This window comes from Acidobacteriota bacterium, from assembly GCA_026393755.1.
Taxonomy (GTDB): domain Bacteria; phylum Acidobacteriota; class Vicinamibacteria; order Vicinamibacterales; family JAKQTR01; genus JBAXOX01.
In genome coordinates, this window is record JAPKZO010000022.1 from 89,196 (window position 1) to 107,263 (window position 18,068).

At 64.4% G+C, this 18,068-nt stretch carries 15 protein-coding genes; 8 read left to right on the forward strand and 7 right to left on the reverse strand.

The features are described 5' to 3' along the window. Positions 1 to 121 precede the first annotated feature (121 nt). The 6 genes from recN to NTV05_08665 all read left to right on the forward strand — a co-directional run bounded on the left by recN (position 122) and on the right by NTV05_08665 (position 8,058). Positions 122 to 1,792, forward strand: coding sequence for a DNA repair protein RecN (recN, locus tag NTV05_08640; protein ID MCX6544469.1), 1,671 nt, complete (start codon positions 122 to 124; stop codon positions 1,790 to 1,792). Next, the gene (gene miaB / locus NTV05_08645) at positions 1,793 to 3,124 is read left to right on the forward strand and encodes a tRNA (N6-isopentenyl adenosine(37)-C2)-methylthiotransferase MiaB (GenBank protein ID MCX6544470.1); all 1,332 of its coding nucleotides are present in this window, start codon (positions 1,793 to 1,795) and stop codon (positions 3,122 to 3,124) included. A 55-nt stretch (positions 3,125 to 3,179) separates the two neighbouring features. Next, positions 3,180 to 3,665 carry a bifunctional nuclease family protein gene (locus tag NTV05_08650; GenBank protein ID MCX6544471.1) on the forward strand — a complete coding sequence of 162 codons (486 nt, stop codon included), beginning with the start codon at positions 3,180 to 3,182 and terminating at the stop codon, positions 3,663 to 3,665. A gap of 141 nt (positions 3,666 to 3,806) precedes the next feature. Continuing rightward, on the forward strand, positions 3,807 to 4,562 hold the full coding sequence (locus tag NTV05_08655) for a ParA family protein (protein MCX6544472.1): 756 nt from the start codon (positions 3,807 to 3,809) through the stop codon (positions 4,560 to 4,562). Next, the gene (locus NTV05_08660; GenBank protein ID MCX6544473.1) at positions 4,555 to 5,382 is read left to right on the forward strand and encodes a ParB/RepB/Spo0J family partition protein; all 828 of its coding nucleotides are present in this window, start codon (positions 4,555 to 4,557) and stop codon (positions 5,380 to 5,382) included. Before NTV05_08655 ends, NTV05_08660 begins: the two co-directional genes overlap by 8 nt. A 303-nt stretch (positions 5,383 to 5,685) precedes the next feature. Next, positions 5,686 to 8,058, forward strand: coding sequence for an LptF/LptG family permease (locus NTV05_08665; GenBank protein MCX6544474.1), 2,373 nt, complete (start codon positions 5,686 to 5,688; stop codon positions 8,056 to 8,058). Here NTV05_08665 and NTV05_08670 read toward each other — a convergent pair. Both NTV05_08670 and xerD read right to left on the reverse strand, forming a co-directional pair. Continuing rightward, on the reverse strand, positions 8,031 to 9,743 hold the full coding sequence (locus NTV05_08670; protein ID MCX6544475.1) for a CehA/McbA family metallohydrolase: 1,713 nt from the start codon (positions 9,741 to 9,743) through the stop codon (positions 8,031 to 8,033). The genes NTV05_08665 and NTV05_08670 overlap by 28 nt on opposite strands. Before the next feature lie 17 nt (positions 9,744 to 9,760). After that, complete coding sequence (gene xerD / locus NTV05_08675; GenBank protein ID MCX6544476.1) at positions 9,761 to 10,744, reverse strand: site-specific tyrosine recombinase XerD; 984 nt, start codon at positions 10,742 to 10,744, stop codon at positions 9,761 to 9,763. Between xerD and murQ the strand changes: the two genes are divergently transcribed. Both murQ and NTV05_08685 read left to right on the forward strand, forming a co-directional pair. Continuing rightward, on the forward strand, positions 10,743 to 11,717 hold the full coding sequence (gene murQ / locus NTV05_08680) for an N-acetylmuramic acid 6-phosphate etherase (protein MCX6544477.1): 975 nt from the start codon (positions 10,743 to 10,745) through the stop codon (positions 11,715 to 11,717). The two genes, xerD and murQ, sit on opposite strands and share 2 nt — an antisense overlap. A 35-nt stretch (positions 11,718 to 11,752) precedes the next feature. Next, complete coding sequence (locus NTV05_08685; protein MCX6544478.1) at positions 11,753 to 12,802, forward strand: serine hydrolase; 1,050 nt, start codon at positions 11,753 to 11,755, stop codon at positions 12,800 to 12,802. A gap of 12 nt (positions 12,803 to 12,814) precedes the next feature. Here NTV05_08685 and NTV05_08690 read toward each other — a convergent pair whose 3' ends face one another. The 5 genes from NTV05_08690 to NTV05_08710 are packed head-to-tail and all read right to left on the reverse strand — an operon-like array spanning position 12,815 to position 18,012. After that, positions 12,815 to 13,564: a type II secretion system protein gene (locus NTV05_08690; GenBank protein ID MCX6544479.1), complete on the reverse strand. Its 750-nt coding sequence runs from the start codon at positions 13,562 to 13,564 to the stop codon at positions 12,815 to 12,817. Then, positions 13,564 to 14,526, reverse strand: coding sequence for an Ig-like domain-containing protein (locus NTV05_08695; protein ID MCX6544480.1), 963 nt, complete (start codon positions 14,524 to 14,526; stop codon positions 13,564 to 13,566). The genes NTV05_08690 and NTV05_08695 overlap by 1 nt, the downstream gene beginning before the upstream one ends. A gap of 22 nt (positions 14,527 to 14,548) precedes the next feature. After that, a complete protein-coding gene (locus tag NTV05_08700) occupies positions 14,549 to 14,947 on the reverse strand; it encodes a prepilin-type N-terminal cleavage/methylation domain-containing protein (GenBank protein ID MCX6544481.1) in 399 nt (132 codons plus the stop codon). 25 nt (positions 14,948 to 14,972) lie between these two features. Continuing rightward, positions 14,973 to 15,458 (reverse strand): type II secretion system protein, encoded by a 486-nt coding sequence (locus NTV05_08705; protein MCX6544482.1) that lies wholly within the window; start codon positions 15,456 to 15,458, stop codon positions 14,973 to 14,975. 37 nt (positions 15,459 to 15,495) lie between these two features. Beyond that, positions 15,496 to 18,012 carry a hypothetical protein gene (locus tag NTV05_08710; protein MCX6544483.1) on the reverse strand — a complete coding sequence of 839 codons (2,517 nt, stop codon included), beginning with the start codon at positions 18,010 to 18,012 and terminating at the stop codon, positions 15,496 to 15,498. Positions 18,013 to 18,068 lie beyond the last annotated feature (56 nt).

An 18,068-nucleotide genomic window follows, 5' to 3' on the forward strand; every position in this document is an offset into this window, starting at 1 on the left:
CGACCGGCACGAGAGAAGCGCCGGCAGCAGATCAAGCGAAGCGTACCATGGCGGCTGAACCCTGTCAAACCCGTGATATCATGGGAGTTCCACGACGCGCTCCCTCCAGCCGGCGGCCCATATGCTGCGATATCTGAACATCAGGAATCTGGCGGTCATCGAGTCGCTCGAGGTCACGCTTCAGCCAGGTTTGAACGTGATGACTGGCGAAACCGGCGCCGGCAAATCAATCGTGGTGGGCGCGGTTGGACTGTTGCTCGGCGATCGCGCTTCCGCGGATGTCATCCGAACAGGCGAAGAAATAGCGATCATCCAGGCGGTATTCGATCACGAGGGGCGCGAACTGATCGTGCGAAGAGAGATCAACGCGCAGGGCCGCAGCCGGAGCTTTGTCGACGGCGTGCTGGTGACCGCATCGGCGCTCAAGGAACTTGGCGCCACTCTGGTTGATCTGCACGGTCAGCACGAACATCAGGCGCTGCTCGATCCCGATGTCCACCTCGATTTGCTCGACAGCTACGCCGGCCTTTCCAGCGAACGCCGCTCAGTGCAGCAGGCGTTCGATGAATGGACCGAGGCGCACCGTCAACTCGAGCAGTTGCGGCGCGTCGAGCGTGACAAGGAGGCTCGCGCCGAATTCCTGCGCTTTCAACTGAGCGAGATTGACCGCGTCAAACCCGTCGCCGGAGAAGACGAGGGGCTCGACGCGACGAAGCGATTGCTTGCGAACGCGGAAAAACTGAAGCGACTGTGCGACGAGGTCTACGGCCGGCTGTACGACGACGACTCGTCAGTGGTCACCTCGCTCGCGGTCGTGTGGAAGCGAGTAGGGGAGCTGGCGCAGTTCGAACCGCGGTTCCAGCCGTGGGTCGAGGGCCGCGATGCTATCGATGCGGTCCTTGGCGAACTATCGGGGTTCGTGCGTGAGTATGGCGCCCACATCGATGCGTCTCCCGAGCGGCTTGCCGAGGTTGAGGATCGTCTGGCGACATTGGAGCGTCTGAAACGCAAGTACGGGCCGACGCTCGAAGAGGTCGTCGCGAGACGGACGCAATGCGCCGACGAGCTGCTGATGCTCGAGTCGGCAGCCGCGCAGGTCCAGCAGTTGGAACGCCGTCTCGATTCGGCGGCGAGCGCCTATCGCGAACTGGCGGCGACGTTGTCAACGACGCGTCGCGCGAGGGCGGCCGGATTTGCGTCGGCCCTCGAGAAGGAACTGGCGGAACTGGCGATGGAACGGGCGAGGTTTGAGGTACGGTTCGAACCTCCCGACCCGACCGACGACGGGTGGACCGTGCGAGGGATCGACCAGGCGCAGTTCTACGTGTCGCCGAACCCGGGAGAGGAACTGCGCCCCCTGGCACGCGTCGCCTCGGGAGGTGAGCTCTCGAGAATGATGCTCGCCTTGAAGACCCTGGCCTCCACCGATTCGCCCGGCAAGACGCTGATCTTTGACGAGGTCGATGCGGGGATCGGGGGAAGAGTGGCTGACGTGGTGGGGCAGCGCCTCCAGTCGCTGGGCCGGCGGTTCCAGGTGCTCTGCATTACGCACCTCCCGCAGATCGCCGCGGCAGGGAGCAGCCACTACTGTGTGACCAAGTTCGTCCGGCAGGGGAGAACCGTCACGTCCATCGAGCGCCTCGGCGAACAAGCCCGTGTCGACGAGCTGGCCCGAATGATGGCGGGGGCGGTTGTCGCCGACGGGGCCAGGTCGGCTGCACGGGAGATGATTGCCGCTCGCGCAGGCGAAAGCGAACGTGAAGCGAAAGGCGAAAGGCGAAAGCGAAAATAGATGCCGCGACGGTACTTGATCGAAACATTCGGCTGCCAGATGAATGTCCACGACTCCGAGCGTATGGCCGGGCTGCTGGAATCGGCTGGCTACGAGCTGGCATCGGACATCAGCGATGCGGACGTCGTGATCCTGAATACGTGCAGCGTTCGTGAGAAGGCGGAAGACAAGGTGGTCAGCCGACTCGGTGAAATCCGCTCCGAGTCGGAACAGCTGGGCCGTGACCCGTTGGTCGCGGTTGCCGGGTGCCTGGCGCAGCAGGAGGGATCGGCCTTCTTCAAGCGCTCGCCGTATGTCGATGTCGTGGTCGGCACCCAGGCCGAAAAGCGCCTTCCTCTACTGGTGACACAGGCGTTCGACACGTCACGCCGGCAGATCGACATCCACCCCTACGATGACGTCTCGTTTCCCCTGGGAATCGCACGGCGATCGGACCCGGTGAAGGCCTATGTGACGGCCATCGAGGGCTGCAACGACTTTTGCGCGTTCTGTGTCGTGCCGTACACCCGGGGGCACGAGCGGATGCGGCCGAAGGCGGACATTCTGGCCGAAGTCGAGCAGGTGGTGGCGAGTGGGAGAAGAGAGGTCCAACTGTTGGGCCAGATCGTGAATCATTACCAGGCCCCCGACGACCCGGCGTGCGATTTCGCGGGTTTGCTGGAGGCGGTCAACAACGTGGCCGGGGTGGAACGCATCCGGTTTGCCAGCCCGCACCCGCGGCACGTGACATCCCGCCTCATCGAGGCGATCGCGACGCTCCCCAAGGTGTGCAAGCATCTCCACCTGCCCGTGCAATCGGGGTCCAGCCGAATCCTTGCGGCAATGTGCAGGCGCCACACCCGCGAAGACTACCTCGACCTGGTCGGGGCGCTCCGTTCGGCGGTGCCCGAAATCCGGCTCTCAACCGATATCATCGTCGGATTTCCCGGCGAGACTGAATCAGATCATGGCGAGACGCTGTCGCTCGTGGATCGGGTGCGATTCGATTCGATCTTCTCCTTCAGTTACTCCGAACGTCCAGGCACGCTGGCCGCGAAGCGACTTCGAGACGACATCCCCGGCGAGGTGAAGTCGCGCCGCCTTGGCGAACTACAGAAGCGACAGCAGGAGATTCAGCAGTCGATCCACGACGGCCTGGTTGGCCGGACGTTCGACGTGCTCGTAGACAGCGTGAGCCGGCGGCGCGACACGGAAGTTTCGGGTCGAACGACGGGGAACACGGTGGTGAATTTCCCGGGAACGGCCGACCAGGTGGGCTGCACGGCGGCGGTGCTGATTGAACGTGCCGGCCCCCACAGTCTCTGGGGCCGAGCCTTGCGATCGACTGCTTGACAGCGCCGAGCCAGAAGCCTACTTTGTGTCAGCGGCGTGGCCGCCGGGGGTTCTCATGCAGATTGAAATGGTGATCAAAGGACTGATGGTCGACCCTGTCACCAGCATGCCCATCATCATCCTTCGGGATCGTGAAGGCGAGCGGGTTTTGCCTATCTGGGTTGGCGTCTTCGAGGCCAACGCCATCGCGCTGCAGATCGAGAACATTGCGACGCCGCGGCCGATGACTCATGACCTGCTGCGAAACGTCCTGGCGGACCTCAATGCCAGTGTGCAGCGAATCGTGGTGTCCGACCTCAAGGACAACACGTTCTACGCGTTGATCTACCTGCTCTGCGGAGGCGAAGTGGTCGCGATTGACGCGAGACCCAGCGACGCGATCGCGCTGGCCCTTCGCACGCAGGCGCCGATCTACGTGGAGGAATGCGTCATCGAACACGCGAAGTCCATCGACGTATCACCCGACAAGACCGATCCGAATCGTCTCCAGCGCTGGCTCGAGAGCCTCGATCCGGAAGAACTCGGCAAGTACAAGATGTAGCGTACGATTCAAAAGCAGGCCCAATTCGTCGCTTGCTTGACACTCTTTCCACGGCCCGCCTAGAATGAAGCCGCCCAAGTCCTGAGCGAACGGATCTGTCGCCGCATTTGTGAATCGAAGGGCTTCGACGGTCCAGGCCACATGATTCTATCGATTGCCAACCAGAAGGGCGGAGTCGGCAAGACGACGACCGCCATCAATCTGGCGGCAGCTCTCGCGCTGCGCGGCAAGCGAACGTTGCTCGTCGACATGGACCCTCAGGCCAACAGCAGCATGTCGTATCTCGATGTGCGTCACACCGAACACAGTTTGTATGAGGTGATGGCCGACAGCGGCGTTCCGCTGGCTTCCATCATTCAGGCGTCGACCGTTCCCAACCTCTCAGTGGCTCCCGCTCGGATTGCCCTGGCCAAGCTTGAGGGCAAACTGGTGGGGGAGCTCGACTCCCATTTCCGGTTGAAGGACAGGATCGAGCCCATCCGGGCCGACTACGACGCCATCGTCATCGACTGTCCGCCGACGCTCGGGTTGTTGACCGTCAACGCGCTAGTGGCATCGACGCACCTGCTGGTGCCGATTCAATCGTCGTACTTCGCTCTGGAAGGCACCGATGATTTGCTCGAGACCGTCGAGAAAGTCCGGAGCCGCGCGAATCCGGATCTGCGGCTGGTCGGCGTCCTCATCACGATGCACGACAAGCGCACGGCGCTGGCGCGTGATATCCGGCTCCAGATCAATAAGGTGTTCGGCGAGCAGGTGTTTGCGACCGTGATCAGCAAGAGCGTTCGACTGGAAGAGAGCCCGGCGTACAAAGAACCCATCTTCAGCTTTGCGCCGGATTCGTCCGGAGCGACAGAATACTATCGGCTGTGTGAGGAGGTCATCGACCGTGTCTAAGCGATCGGGTCTGCCCGAGACCATTCGGATGCGTCACGATGAGCACTATGTCGAGACGTTGTCGGCGCCCGCCGGGACGCCGATCGGCCGTCTCGTCACCATCGATCAGATTGATCCGAATCCTGACCAGCCGCGACAGACCATGGGGGATCTGTCGGAGTTGATGGCCTCGATTGGCGAGAAGGGGATTCTGGAACCGCTCATTGTCCGGTGCAAGGGAGGGCGGTATCAGATCATCGCCGGCGAGCGACGGTATCAGGCGGCCGTCCAGGTCGGGCTGACCGAGTTGCCCGTGGTCATCCGAGATGTGGATGAGGACGAGGTCATTGAACTGGCCCTGATCGAGAATCTCCAGCGCAAGGATCTGACCCCGTTCGAGGAGGCCGAGGCTCTGCACGCCGTCGCCGAAAAGCAGGGGCTGACGCACGAGGATCTCGCGAAGCGGCTGGGGAAGTCTCGCACGTCAATCACCGAGACCCTGGCCATCAACAAGATGCCAGACGAGGTGAAAACGCTGTGTCGGCTGGCCGACATTTCGTCTAAGTCTTTGTTATTGCAGATAGTTAGAGAGTCTGACCCCCGGAAAATGATGGCGCTCGTCGAGCGGATCACGCGCGATGGAGCTTCACCGACGCGTCAACAGGCTCGAGAGGCCGTCGCCAAGCCCAAACACGGCCGGCCGAAGGCCTTTACCTTTGTGTACAAGGCGCCCGCCAGGACGTTCAACTTGAAGATGACCTTTCCAAAACGACAGGTCGAACGTTCAGAGATCATCCACGCACTCGAAGGCATCCTGGACGAGTTGCGCAGAAGCAAGTAGTCGGCCTGTCGCCAAGCCCGAAGCCGAGCGTACGTTATGTTAGCTGATGACCGACACGTCTGGGAGTCCGAATAGTCGCCAAGCCCGGAGCGAAGCGTATGTTATGTTAGCCAATGACCGACACGTGCCCAGTAGGTCAGTCATTGGTTAACATAACATACATTATCAGACGTTAGTGATATCCCTAACAATACAGGCCTGTTGACGCATTGTTGATGGATTCGGACCCTTTCTCTGGCAAACCACCTAGACCACTCTTCCCAAACCGCCGCACCCCAGCGCTGTGGTATCGTTCGAACATTCATGCCGCGACTCATCGATCGCTACATCATCCGCAGCATCATCAGCCCGTTTCTCATCTCGCTGCTGGTGTTCACGTTTGTCCTCATCATCCCGTTCCTCGTCGAACTGGCCGAACAGCTGATCGCCAAGGGCGTCGCCGGCCGGACGATCGTCCTGTTGATGGTCACGCTGTTGCCTCAAGCGCTCTCGGTCACGATTCCGATGGCCCTCCTGGTCGGCGTGCTCGTTGGCCTCGGCCGCTTCTCCGCCGACCGCGAGTGGGTCGCCGTCCAGGCCTGCGGCGTGAGCATCTTCCGGATCGCGCGGCCGGTCGTGGTCCTGGCCATCGCGGCCTGGGCCGCCACGTCGTGGGTGATCATCGAAGCCCTGCCTGACGCGAATCAAACGTCACGTGAGATCAGCTTCCGAATCATCGCTCAGCGTACCGAAGGCGAGGTGAAACCTCGCGTCTTCTTCACCGATTTCCCAAACCGGGTGCTGTACGTCCGGGACGTGCCGAAGGACGGAACCGGCTGGCGCGACGTCTTCCTCGCGGATACGACGGTGGCCGCCAGTCCGGTGGTCTACGTGGCCTCGAGCGGCAGGCTCCTGATAGACAGGCAGAAACGATCGATCACCCTGTATCTGGAGGACTGCACCCAACACAGCAGCAAGGCCGCGACACCCGGCGAATACGATATCTCCCACTTCAAGGAACTGAGCCTGAACCTCGATCCCGACTCGGTCTTTCCGCGTACCGGTCCCGAAAAAGGCGACCAGGAAATGACTATTGCCGAACTGCGGGAGCGCATCGACCAGTTACAGGGTCAGGGGGTGTCGACGCATCCTGCCGTCATGGCCATCCAGCGGAAGTTCTCGATTCCCGTCGCCTGCCTGGTCTTCGCGTTGATTGGCGTCGGGCTCGGCCTGACCAGCAGACGCGAGGGCAAGCTCGCGGGATTCGTTCTCGGGATTGCGGTCATCTTCGTGTACTACCTCCTGCTGACGACGGCCCAGTCGGCGGTGAAGGGAAAGATGATGGTCGCTGAGTTCGCGCCGTGGGTGCCCGATCTTGTGCTCGGCGCGGTCGGGATCGTGCTCGTGCTCGCGCGCGGATCGGCGCTGCGCCGCTGGAGAACTGTGGTTGGGAGCCTGATGCGGCTGATGAGCCGGCTCGGTTCGGTCAGATGGCTGGCTCCCCTGTCTGGCCGACGGCAGCCCGGCCCCGACGACACCGGCGGATGGGTGCCGCGGGCCAGAGGATCGGCGAGAGGATGGCTTCCTCCCGGGGCTTCGATCCTCGATGGGTACCTCAGCCGCATCTATCTCGGCGTCTTCGCCGTGACATTCTGCGGGTTGGTGGCGATCTTCTACGTCTCGACCTTTATCGAACTGTCGGAGAAGCTGTTCAAGGGCCAGGCCACAACCCAGATGCTGATCGAGTACCTCTACTGGGCGACGCCCCAGTTCGTGTACTTCTGCATCCCCCTGGCGGTCTTGATCGGCGGCCTCGTGACCATCGGTATGCTGACTCGCAGCAGCGAACTGATCGTCATGCGGGCGTGCGGGATCAGCCTCTACCGCAGCGCCGTGCCGCTGGTATTGTTTGCGGTGCTGGCGGGAGGGGCTCTGTTTCTGCTCGAGGAGCGGGTGCTGGTGGCGTCGAACAAACGCGCGGAGTCGCTGCGACGCGTGATTCGCAGCGGAACGTCGCACACGTTCGACCTGGCCACTCGCCAGTGGCTGGTGGCGAGCAACGGCGACATCTACAACTACGTGTCGTTTGATGCCCAGCGCAACCAGCTCAATGCCCTGTCGGTCTTCCGTTTTCCGGCGAACGCCTGGCGGCTGCAGAGCCGCTCCTTCTTCCGGGTGGCGTCGTTCACCGGGAGCGCCACCGGCCGCGAGGAACTCGTGGGCTGGGACGGACGCGACGGATGGACCCGCGAGTTCGACCGCAACGCCAAAGAGCTGAGCTTCAGGTCGGTGCCGCTGGCCCTCATCCAGATGGAACCGCCGCAGTACTTCGCGACCGAAGCCCTCGACGCCGATGCGATGACGTACGGGCAACTCGCCCGCTATATCGCCGAGATGCGGACCGTTGGCTTCAACGTCGTGAAGTACGAAGTGGCCCTGCACCGGAAGGTGTCGTTCCCGTTGGTCACCGTGATTATGATGCTGATCGCGGTGCCGTTCGCGGTGACGACCGGCCGGCGCGGCGCGATGTACGGCATCGGGTTGGCGATTGTGCTCGCCGTGCTCTACCGAATCGCCGACAGCGTGTTCGGCGCGCTCGGAACCGGCGGAGTCATGATGCCGATGCTCGCGGCGTGGTCGGCCAATATCCTGTTCGCGGCAGTGGCCATCTACCTGCTGCTGACCGTGCGCACCTGACGCCCGGTCTCGAGCGCGTCAATCCACACCGTTCCCTGGTCGCCCGGCCGGCTGTTGACCGTGTCGATCACGAACAGCAGCGCGTCGATCTCGCGTCGGTCGAACGGCGTCCGCGCGCCGGTTCCAGCCGCGCGCATGTCAGCCAGCGACACGGTGACCGTCCTCACCGCCGGCTCCGCGTACACCGATCGCACCCAGCGTCGATCGACCGCGCGGCCCTCGAGGCGGACCTGCACCGACACGCGCAGAGGGCGGCTCGCGCGGATCCTGAAGCGCAACTGGTCCGCGTCGTGCAGCACGGCGACCCCAGATGTCACCATGGCGACAAAGGGACTGGGCGCCGCCCCGTCGGCCAGATGAAACTGGAACTCCCGCTGCGCCCCAGCTCCGTCGCCCACCAAGGCGGCTGTTCCGGCGGATAACGGATCGTGTTCAATCTGCCAGTCGGCTGGCAACGGAAAAGAAACGAAGTCGACCTGGGCCGCTGAATCAATGCCTGATTCCTGCGGCGCTACACCGACGTAGATCGGGTTGCTCAGGAGCCAGGGCAGCGCGTCGGAGCCGGATGCGGCGGACAACCGCGCCTCAACCCTGAAGACGCCAGGCTGATCGGTGGCGAAGCGAATCTCCCCGCCCTGGCCTTCCTGGACGATCTTCCCGTTCTTCAACAGCACGAGAGCCCCGCCGGGCGGCATATTGGCCGACGCCCGCAGCATCACACCGCGGTCGAGCGGCAGCGCACCTCCCTGTCGCGTCGCCGCCGTGGCCGACCACGCCGTGAACTGCAGGTTGGCTGGTGCGGCTCGCCCCGACATCGTCGTGAAGACGCGTCCGTTCCTGAGCGCGTACAGAATCGATCGCGCATCGATCGCCGCATCGCCGGTCGGCCCGGCGTCCACTTCCACGTTCAGGCAGAAGGCCCGGAACACGGCCTCGTAGGTCGGCAGCTTCAGGTAGAGGGCCTCCCCATAGGGGTCGCCTGTGTTGCGCAGACCGAGCCTGGCGTGAGCGTCGCTGGCCGCAAGCGCCACGACGCGTCGCCTCGCGGTCAGTTGATCCCAGCGATCCAGCGCGCGTTGGGGACGGATGAACCGAGACAGCAGCGTCTCGGCTGGTCGGACCGCATACTGGATGAGGATCGGAAAGAACTGCCACGCCGAGATCTCGCGCAGTTGTGAATCGCCGTTCAGCCACTCGATGCCATCAAACGGCGCATCCCATTCGTTCCACCTGAGCGACTCTCGTCCCGAATCCGGATGCGCCGCGACGCCAAATCCGCCGAGCCTCGCCACGTCTTCGACCACATCGCGTCCCTCGCCGGCCAGTCGGTACGGTGGCGTCCCCAGTCCAATGGCGACGTAGTGACCATCGGTCGTGCTGATTTCCGTGGCGTCGATGCACAGTACGCGACCGTAATAGCGCGGCGGCGCCGGCGTCCTGAACGCGTCGCCGTGGTCGGTCACAATCACGAAGTTCAACCCGGCGCGGCCGGCGGCCGCGGCGATCTCTTCCATCGTGCCGGTGCCGTCCGAGGCCTTCGAGTGGACGTGGTACGCGCCCGTCACCACCGGGCGGGCCGATGCCGACGCCGGCAATACGATGGCAGCCGGCGGGAGCGTCACCAGCGACCAAGCGGCCCACACGCCCAGTATCGCCAGAATGCCGATCGCGATACGCTTCACCACGAATGTCCTTCTCGCCCTCACCGGCGGGGATGAAACTGGTCGTAAATCGTGCGCAATCGTGTCTCGAGCACATGCGTGTAGATCTGGGTGGTCGACAGATCCGCGTGGCCCAGCATCATCTGAATCGCGCGCAGGTCGGCGCCGCGTTCCAGCAGATGCGTGGCGAACGAATGCCTGAGCACGTGCGGGCTCACGTGCGGGTGCAGTCCGGCCCGTCGCGCGTACCCCTTGAGAATCTTCCAGAATCCGACGCGGCTGAGCGGCCCGCCGCGCGCGTTGACGAACAGGCGCGGCGTCGACCGCTGCCGGAGCAGTCTGGGCCGTCCGTCCTGCTGGTAGCGGCTCACCCACCGCGCGGCTTCGTCGCCAATCGGCACAATCCGCTGCTTATCACCCTTGCCGGTACAGGTCAGGTAACCCGCCGACAGACGGATGTCCATCATCCGGAGACCCACGAGTTCGGACACACGCAGGCCGGTTGCGTAGAGCAGCTCGATCAGGGCCTTGTCCCTGAGCCCAGCCGGTTTCGCCGGATCGGGCAGCGCCAACAGACGCTCGACCTCCTCAGGGCTCAGGCACGTCGGCAGGGTCGGCCACGGCCGGGCGGCCCGAAGTTCGTCAGCGGGACTGGCCTCCAGGCGTCCCTCGCGCACGAGATACCGGTAGAATCCGCGGACGCTTGCGACCAGGCGCGCCGTCGACCGGGGCGACAGCTCGTTCGACACCAGGTGGCGAACGAAGCGCTCGAGGTCCTGCCGGGTCAGCGCGTGCAGATCACAGCCGCTTGCCACGGCGAACTCGCGGAGCCTCGCCAGGTCGCGGCCATAGTTCTCCACCGTGTTGTCTGCCAGGCGCCGTTCCACGCGGAGGAAATCGAGATACTCGTCGAAGACCCGCGCGGCGCTGCGCGTCTGGTCCTCGGGCGGGCCAGGCTGTTTGACACCCTTCCGTGCCGGCGCTAGTATCGGCCGTTGGCGTTTGTGCGTCACGGGGTGTTTCATGCCGGCTCAGTCCAAGTGGCAACAGCTGCCAACCGAGGCGATCAATCCCGCCAGCCTGGCGATCGACAAGCTGGAACCTGCCGAAATTATCGACGTGATGCTCGGCGAAGACCGCAAGATGCTGGCGGCCGTCGCGCGCGAGCGTGAGCGGATTGCCCTCGCTGTCGACATTATCACTCAGGCGCTCGGCAAAGGGGGACGCCTCGTCTTTGTCGGCGCGGGCACCAGCGGCCGCCTGGGAGTCCTCGAGGCAGCGGAAATGCCGATCACATTCGGCACTTCGCCGGACATGGTGCAGGCGGTGATGGCGGGCGGCAAGTCGGCGTTCTTCCGGCCTCGCGAAGGCGCCGACGACGAGTACGAAGAGGGGGCTCGGACAGTCGCGAGACTGCGGCCGGGCCGGCGCGACGCCTTCGTCGGCGTTTCCGCGTCCGGGATGACGCCGTTCGTGCGGGGCGGGCTCGCGGCGGCGCGCAGGGCCGGCGCGCGGATCATTTTCGTCACCTGCGATCCGGCGACCGAACTGCAGACCTTCGTCGACATCACGATCGCGATGGGCGTCGGCCCGGAGGTCATTGCCGGATCAACCCGATTGAAGGCCGCCAGCGCCACCAAGCTCGTGCTGAACATGCTGTCGACCGCCGCGATGGTCCGCATCGGCAAGACGTACGGCAATCTGATGGTCGACGTCCAGTCGACGTCAGAGAAGCTGAAGGATCGGGCCAAGCGCATCGTCGGCATCGTGACGGGCCTTGATCGGACAGGGGCCGAACAACTGCTCAAGCGCGCCCACTGGAACGCGAAGGCGGCTATCGTCATGCAGCGAACCGGGCTGTCGTACGTCAAGGCGCTGTCGCGGCTGCGCAAAGCCAAGGGACTGATGCGCGACGCGCTGGGTGAGGATATCGAAACCCGCCTCCGGAGCCTGCTCGACACGGGCGGCTCCTCCACCGGCTCCACCCCACGCCCTTGACGTCCGCCCTCAGAGCGACTGCGCCGATTCGCCGGGTGATTGAAGCGGCCATCGCCGGACGCGTGTTCCCCGCCGCCGTCATCGAAGTCGGCACCGCCGACCAGTTGCTCTGGACCGATGCGCTTGGAACACTGACGTACGAGGCGCATGGCAGTCCCACCACTCTCGACACGCGATTCGATCTGGCCTCGCTCACCAAAGTCGTCGCGACGGCCACGATCGCGATGCGTCTGGTCGAACGCGGCATTGTCACGCTCGACTCTCCGGTTTGCCGGTGGATGAACCAATGGCAGAACCCCGATCGGCGCACGGTGACCATCCGGGATCTGCTCGAACATCGTGCAGGCCTTCCGGCGTGGCGGCCGCTGTTCGAATCGTGCACGGGGCGGGACGCGTTCGTCACCGCACTCGATCAGTGCGCGCTGGAGTACGAGCCGCGCACGGCATCGGTCTACAGCGATCTCGGCTTCATCCTGCTCGGATGGGTCCTCGAAACGGCGGCTGGCGCGACGCTGGACCGACAATTGACGGGCATCCTCCAGGACGTCTTGGGGCCCTCTCATGCGATGGCGTTGACATATCGACCGCCGGCCGACTGGCTCGATCGACTCGCCCCGGCGCGGGCCGAGTCTGGTCGAGGCCGCCTCCTGGCCGGCGACGTCGACGACGATAATGCGTGGGCGCTGGGCGGCGTTGCGGGCCATGCCGGCCTGTTCGGGACCGCTGGCGCGCTCGGGCAATTCGCGCGTGCGGTGATGCGTTCCTTGAGAGGCGATCAGAACGGAACCGGGGCGTTGGCTCGTCAGGACACGATGCGGGCGTTTGTGACGCCCTCCTCTATCCCGGGCAGTTCTCGTGCCCTCGGCTGGGACACGATGCGTCCGACATCGTCTTGCGGAAACCGGATGTCTCCCGATGCGTTTGGACACACAGGATTCACCGGCACCTCGCTTTGGATCGATCCTCGACTTGGCATCTATGTGGTCTTGCTCACGAATCGGGTGCATCCGTCGGCGGGTCCGGCCGACGCCATTCAAACCGTTCGGCGCGCCCTGCACGACGCTATCGTCGAGAGTCTCGTTTAGCGGACGGCGCGGTCATCGGCCCGGACCTCTACCGCTCCCCGGCTGGCGTCCGCCTCCTGAACCCTGGCCCGGGTACCCGAACGGTCCGCCGCGACCCTGCCCAGGCAGGCCTGATGGCCCACCGCGACCGCCGCTCCGGACACCTGGCTGATTCGCTCCGCCTCCACGCCCGGGCTGAAAGGCCGGCGGCATCCAGATGAACTGCCATTCGTTGTATTGCGAGCGCCCATCCAGGATCCTGAACGACTTCTCCGTGCTCTTGCTGGCCACGCCAATCACGCCGCCCCGTGGCCCCACGCCAGATCGCTCGCCGATCGTGGTGGTGGGAAATCCACCCTGCCGGCTGCCAGCGCCAGTCGTTGCTCCTGCGCCGAATGCGCCGGAGCCGCTCCCCTGCCTGCCGCTGGTACTTGTTTGAGCTCCGCGCCCGCCAGACAAGGCCAGCGCTGATCCCTGGTACAGGACCTGAAACTCTCCGTCTTCGGTCATCGGGTCCTTGTACTTCTTGCGCAGAAACTTCTGTTCGACGAGCACGTCTATCGAGGGAGGGTAGGCGTTGGCGAAGCGGCGCTGGAAGAGTCCGATCGCCCTGGCATACTGCCGGCCCCGGAAGATGAGTTCCTCTTCCTTCTCGCGCTGCACGGCTGTGCGCCAGACAGGCATCGCCACGCTGATGGCAACACCCATCACGGCCAGCATCACCAGCAGCACGGCCATCGCGTACCCGCGCTGGCCGCCCGGTCGCGCAGCCGCGCCAGACATCACCTCACCACGACGGCAGTCGAGGCGATGGTCGTTTCCCCGGCAGCATCGACGACAGTGAGACGTGCGACATACGTGCCCACCGATCCGTACACGTGGACGATGGACTGGGCCGATCCAGCCCCAAGCGATCCCTGCGATGCGCCGTCTCCAAAGGCGATCGTCACCGAGGTGATCGCGGTACCATCCGCTCCCGGGAAGGCGGAGTACTGCAGCGTGGCGGTAAACCCAGACGCGGTGACCGTCCCGAATGTCGCGATCGGCGGCGTCCTCAGCGTAATGATCACAGGGAACGACGTCAACGACCCGCTCGTGCCCCCCGCCACCAACGCGGTGACCGTGGAGTTCACCAGCGTCGTCAGTCGGCTCTGCGCCTGTCCATTACTATCAGTGCTCGCACTGCTCTGATCCAGGCTGCCGGCGTTGTGGCTGAACGTGACCGGGATCCCGGAGAGACGATTGCCGCTGGCGTCGCTCACCGTGGCGGTCAGCACGCTGGTACCGCCGGTCGACGGCAGCGAGATGGGACTGGCCGCCAGTTCGACGACGCCGGCGGCGGCCGCGCCAACGGTGACCTTGACGGTCGACGCGAGAGTCGCGCCACCCGACTTCGCGGTGATCTCCGAAATGCCAGACTCCGTCCCGGTCAGTAACTGCACGGTGGCCTGGCCGTTCTTCGTCGTCGTCTGCGCAGGGCTGAGCGTCCCGAGCGTGGCGAAGAAGTCCACGACGGTCCCATCGTGAACAGGCGTACCGCTGGACTCGTACACCAGCGCGGTCACATTCACCGACGTGCTGAGGCCCACCGTCGTGCGGCTCACCAGGAGCGTCAGCGTGCTGCTGCTCGGCGCCATGAGCGACGCTTTACTGCAGGACGCCGTGAGCACCAGCCCCAGAACCACTCCGCAGGCCCTCAGGCGTCGGCTGTTGCGCGTTGACGTTGCCCGAATCTGTCGTGTCATACCGCCTGCTCCCTGGGATCGGTCACCACTCCGCGTATCGGGTGCCGTCAAGCGCCGTCCGCTCGGAACCGCTCTTGACGGTATAGATGCCCGGTTCGCTCGTCGGGTTGTTCGGGTCCGGTTCGGCCAGAACCGGCTGCCACGTCTCGGCCGTCCTGGTGAATGGGTCCTTTGGAATCTCTCGAAGGTACCCCTCGGTCACCAGCGCGTCGAGTGTCGGCGCGTACTGCTGCTTGTCGGCGTAGTACTGGTCCAGCGCATCGCGCATCCGGAACAAATCCGTCGCCAGCACGCTCTCCTGTGCCCGCGTCACGCTGTTGCGATACTGCGCCATCGCCATACCGGCCAGGATGACGATAATCGAGAGCACGACGAGCAGCTCGATTATCGTGAATCCGGCGCGGCGCGAGGCGTCGCACACAGCCGACCGACGGGGGCGCCGAGAGTCAGTCCCAGTCACGATACTTGGTCCCATCGAGTCCCGTGCCAGTACTCGTCGTGTACACATCGAACACGTTTTGCCGGCCCCACGAGGTCGACGTCGGGCTGTCCTGGTACGAACGCTTTCCCCACTCGGTGCTGCGCGTCATGGGGTCGAATGGAATGCGCCTCAGGAACTTCAGCTTCCGGCCAGTGGCGTCGTTGACGGGGGTCACGCCCTCGACCAGCGTATCGAGATCCTCGGGATACCCCTCGCTGCCCACCTTCACGTCAGTCCCGCCGATCAGGCCCTGATCGACGGCATCCTTGTACTTATCGATCGCCGTCCGCATCTCACGCAGGGCCCGGTGCAACTCGACTTCCTTCTGTCGTTGTATCGTCACTCGAGCCAGCGGCATCACCGCCGCCGACAGGATCAGCAGAATCGTCACGACGACGAGCAGTTCGACGAAGGTGAACCCTCCGCGAGCCCCGCCGGCTCTCCGACTCACCGTCGCGGCCCTCCTCGTCATCGTCAGTGCCACAGAGTTACCGCACCGTCACGGTCGCCGACACGAACTGGAGCGGAAGCGGCGCTCCGCCTGGTGCAGTCGCCACCCCCGCCGCCGTCAGCGGCGATGTGCCAGCGCCAATCGCATCGAAGATGATGCCCGCCACCACACCATCCCCGGAAGCGCCCGCCGTGTCATTGACTCGGGTCAGCAACAGATCGATCCGACCGGCCGTCTCGTCGATCTTGTGGGTGAACGTCACCTTCGCCCCCCCCCTTCTCATAAAGTCGCCCTCCTGGGGGAGCCGCACGCGCAGGACCCGTGGGTTGAAGGTAACCGACAGGGACACCGTGTTCACGCGCGATGCTCCCGAAATCGCGAGAGGCACGGTGTACGGTCCACCAGCCACCAGCATCGGCGTCGTCGGCGCGCCGACCACCACCTGCGTCTTCTCGTCCGCTCTGCCGGCTGACGGTGGCGTCGCGGGTGAAACTGGCGGTGGCACAGGCGTCATCACCGGAGGCCGTGCCGGCGCCTGAGCCTGCGGCGTTGGCGGCGCGACAATCTGCGTCGGCTGCGCCGGCTGCGACGGCGGAATGGCAGGCGGCTGGGCTGGCACACCGACGGTTCCAGGAATTGGCGAGCTCCCCGGCGGTATCACGGCCTTGATCGACGATCCCGGAGGCCCCGGCACGACGGTCCCCGGCGCGAGGCTGCCAGCCTTCGGAGCCATCGGTGCGGCGACCTCCGGCACGACCTCCGGTTCACTGGGTGGGCCAATCGTGGGCGGTGGCCCGCTCAGGCCGAGGCTCTGTTGCGAGCCGATGAAGATCGGCATGAGATCCTGCTGCGTCAGTTCGTGCGTTCGTACGATGTGCGGCGTCAGCAGCATCACGATGTCGGTCTGCGTCACCGAGCGGTCATTGGAAGCGAACAACTGGGACAAGATGGGAATGTGCAGCAGGCCGGGCAGTCCTTTGAGCGACGTGCGCTCGTCCTCGCGCAGCAGCCCGGCCAGCAGGTTCGATTCCCCGTCCCGCAGGCGCAACTTCGTGCCGACCTTGCGTGACGTGAACGACGGCAGGTTCTGTCCCGCGATGTTCTTGTCCGGCCCCACCGCGCTGACCTCAAGCTTGAGCTCGATGATGACGTCGCCGTCGTAGGTGACCCGCGGCTTCATCTCCACGTTGACACCCACCGACTTGTACTGGAACGACGTCATCGGATTGAACGCCGTCCCCCCGGCGGCGTAGGGGGTGAACGTGGTGCTCGGCACGGGAACTTCTTCGCCCAGATTCAGGCTCAGCTGCTCCCCTTCGCTGCCCCTCAGTTGAGGCTTGGCGATGACCTTGGTGTTGATGTCGGACTCAAGAAACTTGATCAGTCCCGACGGCACCGACGCGTAGAAGTCGTTGGTGCTCACCCCTCGAGACACCGTGTTGAGATTGAAGGCCCCGCCGGCGGTCGATGTGGTTGACGTCCCCGTTCCGCTCGTCGTTCCGCCCGGCGCGGATTCAGGCGATAGGGTCAGCCCGAGCGAGTACTGGCTCAATTCCAGTCCGTACTGCTTCGCCCGGTTCCGATTGACTTCGAGAATCTCCACGTCGATGACGATCTCCGCCCGCGGCTTGTCGTTGGCCTTGATGATGCGATCGATAATCTGCATCATCGGGACCGATGCCCGCACCATGATCGTGTTGCTCGTCTTGCCCGCACCATACACCGGCAAAATCGCCTGCGTGGGCCTGACCACGGTATTGATGAGGCCGACCAGTTCGGTCGGATCGGCGTGCGACAGGAAGAACGTCTGGACGACCTGCTCCTCGTAGGCCAGCCGCTTGGCCTGGATGTCAGGGACGACGATGATGCTGCGCTCGCCGGTCACCTTGTAGAACAGTTGATTGGCGGCCAGCACCTGCTCCAGCGCCTGCTCGAACGAGATGTCCTTGAGTTCGACGCTGTAGTCTTTCGGTTGGAAGGTGGAGTCGAAGTTGACAGTGATCCCGGCGGCCGCACCCATGCCGATCAGGATGTCCCGCAGTTGACCGCTGGACTTGAACTCAATCGCCTCGCGTGATCTCGGATTCAGTGCCGGTTCGGCGGGCGCCTTCCGCGCCTGTTCCCGCATCAATTCCATCGCGGGCTTCGGCCGAGCCGCTTCCACCCGCGCCCGGATTGTCTGCTCGAGGGCGGCAACCTTGCCTCCCGCCTCCTGGTTGCCCGGGTGGTACTCGACGACCTTGCGGTACTCCATCAGGGCGAGGTCGAGCTGGTCTTTGCGTTCCAGGTCGCGCGCCTTGTCGAAGTGGATCTGCGCGGCGGCGATCTGCGCCCGCTCGAGCGCCATCCGGTACTCGACCCGGTTCGGATCGGCCTGCAGGGCCGCGGCGTAATAGGACACGGCCATGTCCCAGTCGCCTCGCATCGCGGCCTGGCTACCATGCTGAAAGGCGCGGCCCGTCGCACAGGCCGCCACCAGCGAGCCGGCGATGCAGACAAGGACCATCCCTCGAACCGATGCCGCTCTCCACCGCGTCGTGTGCAGTCTGTGCATGCTCAACATTCCCACGCTCCGTGACAGCAGCGCGTAACAGCTGACTACCGGTACCA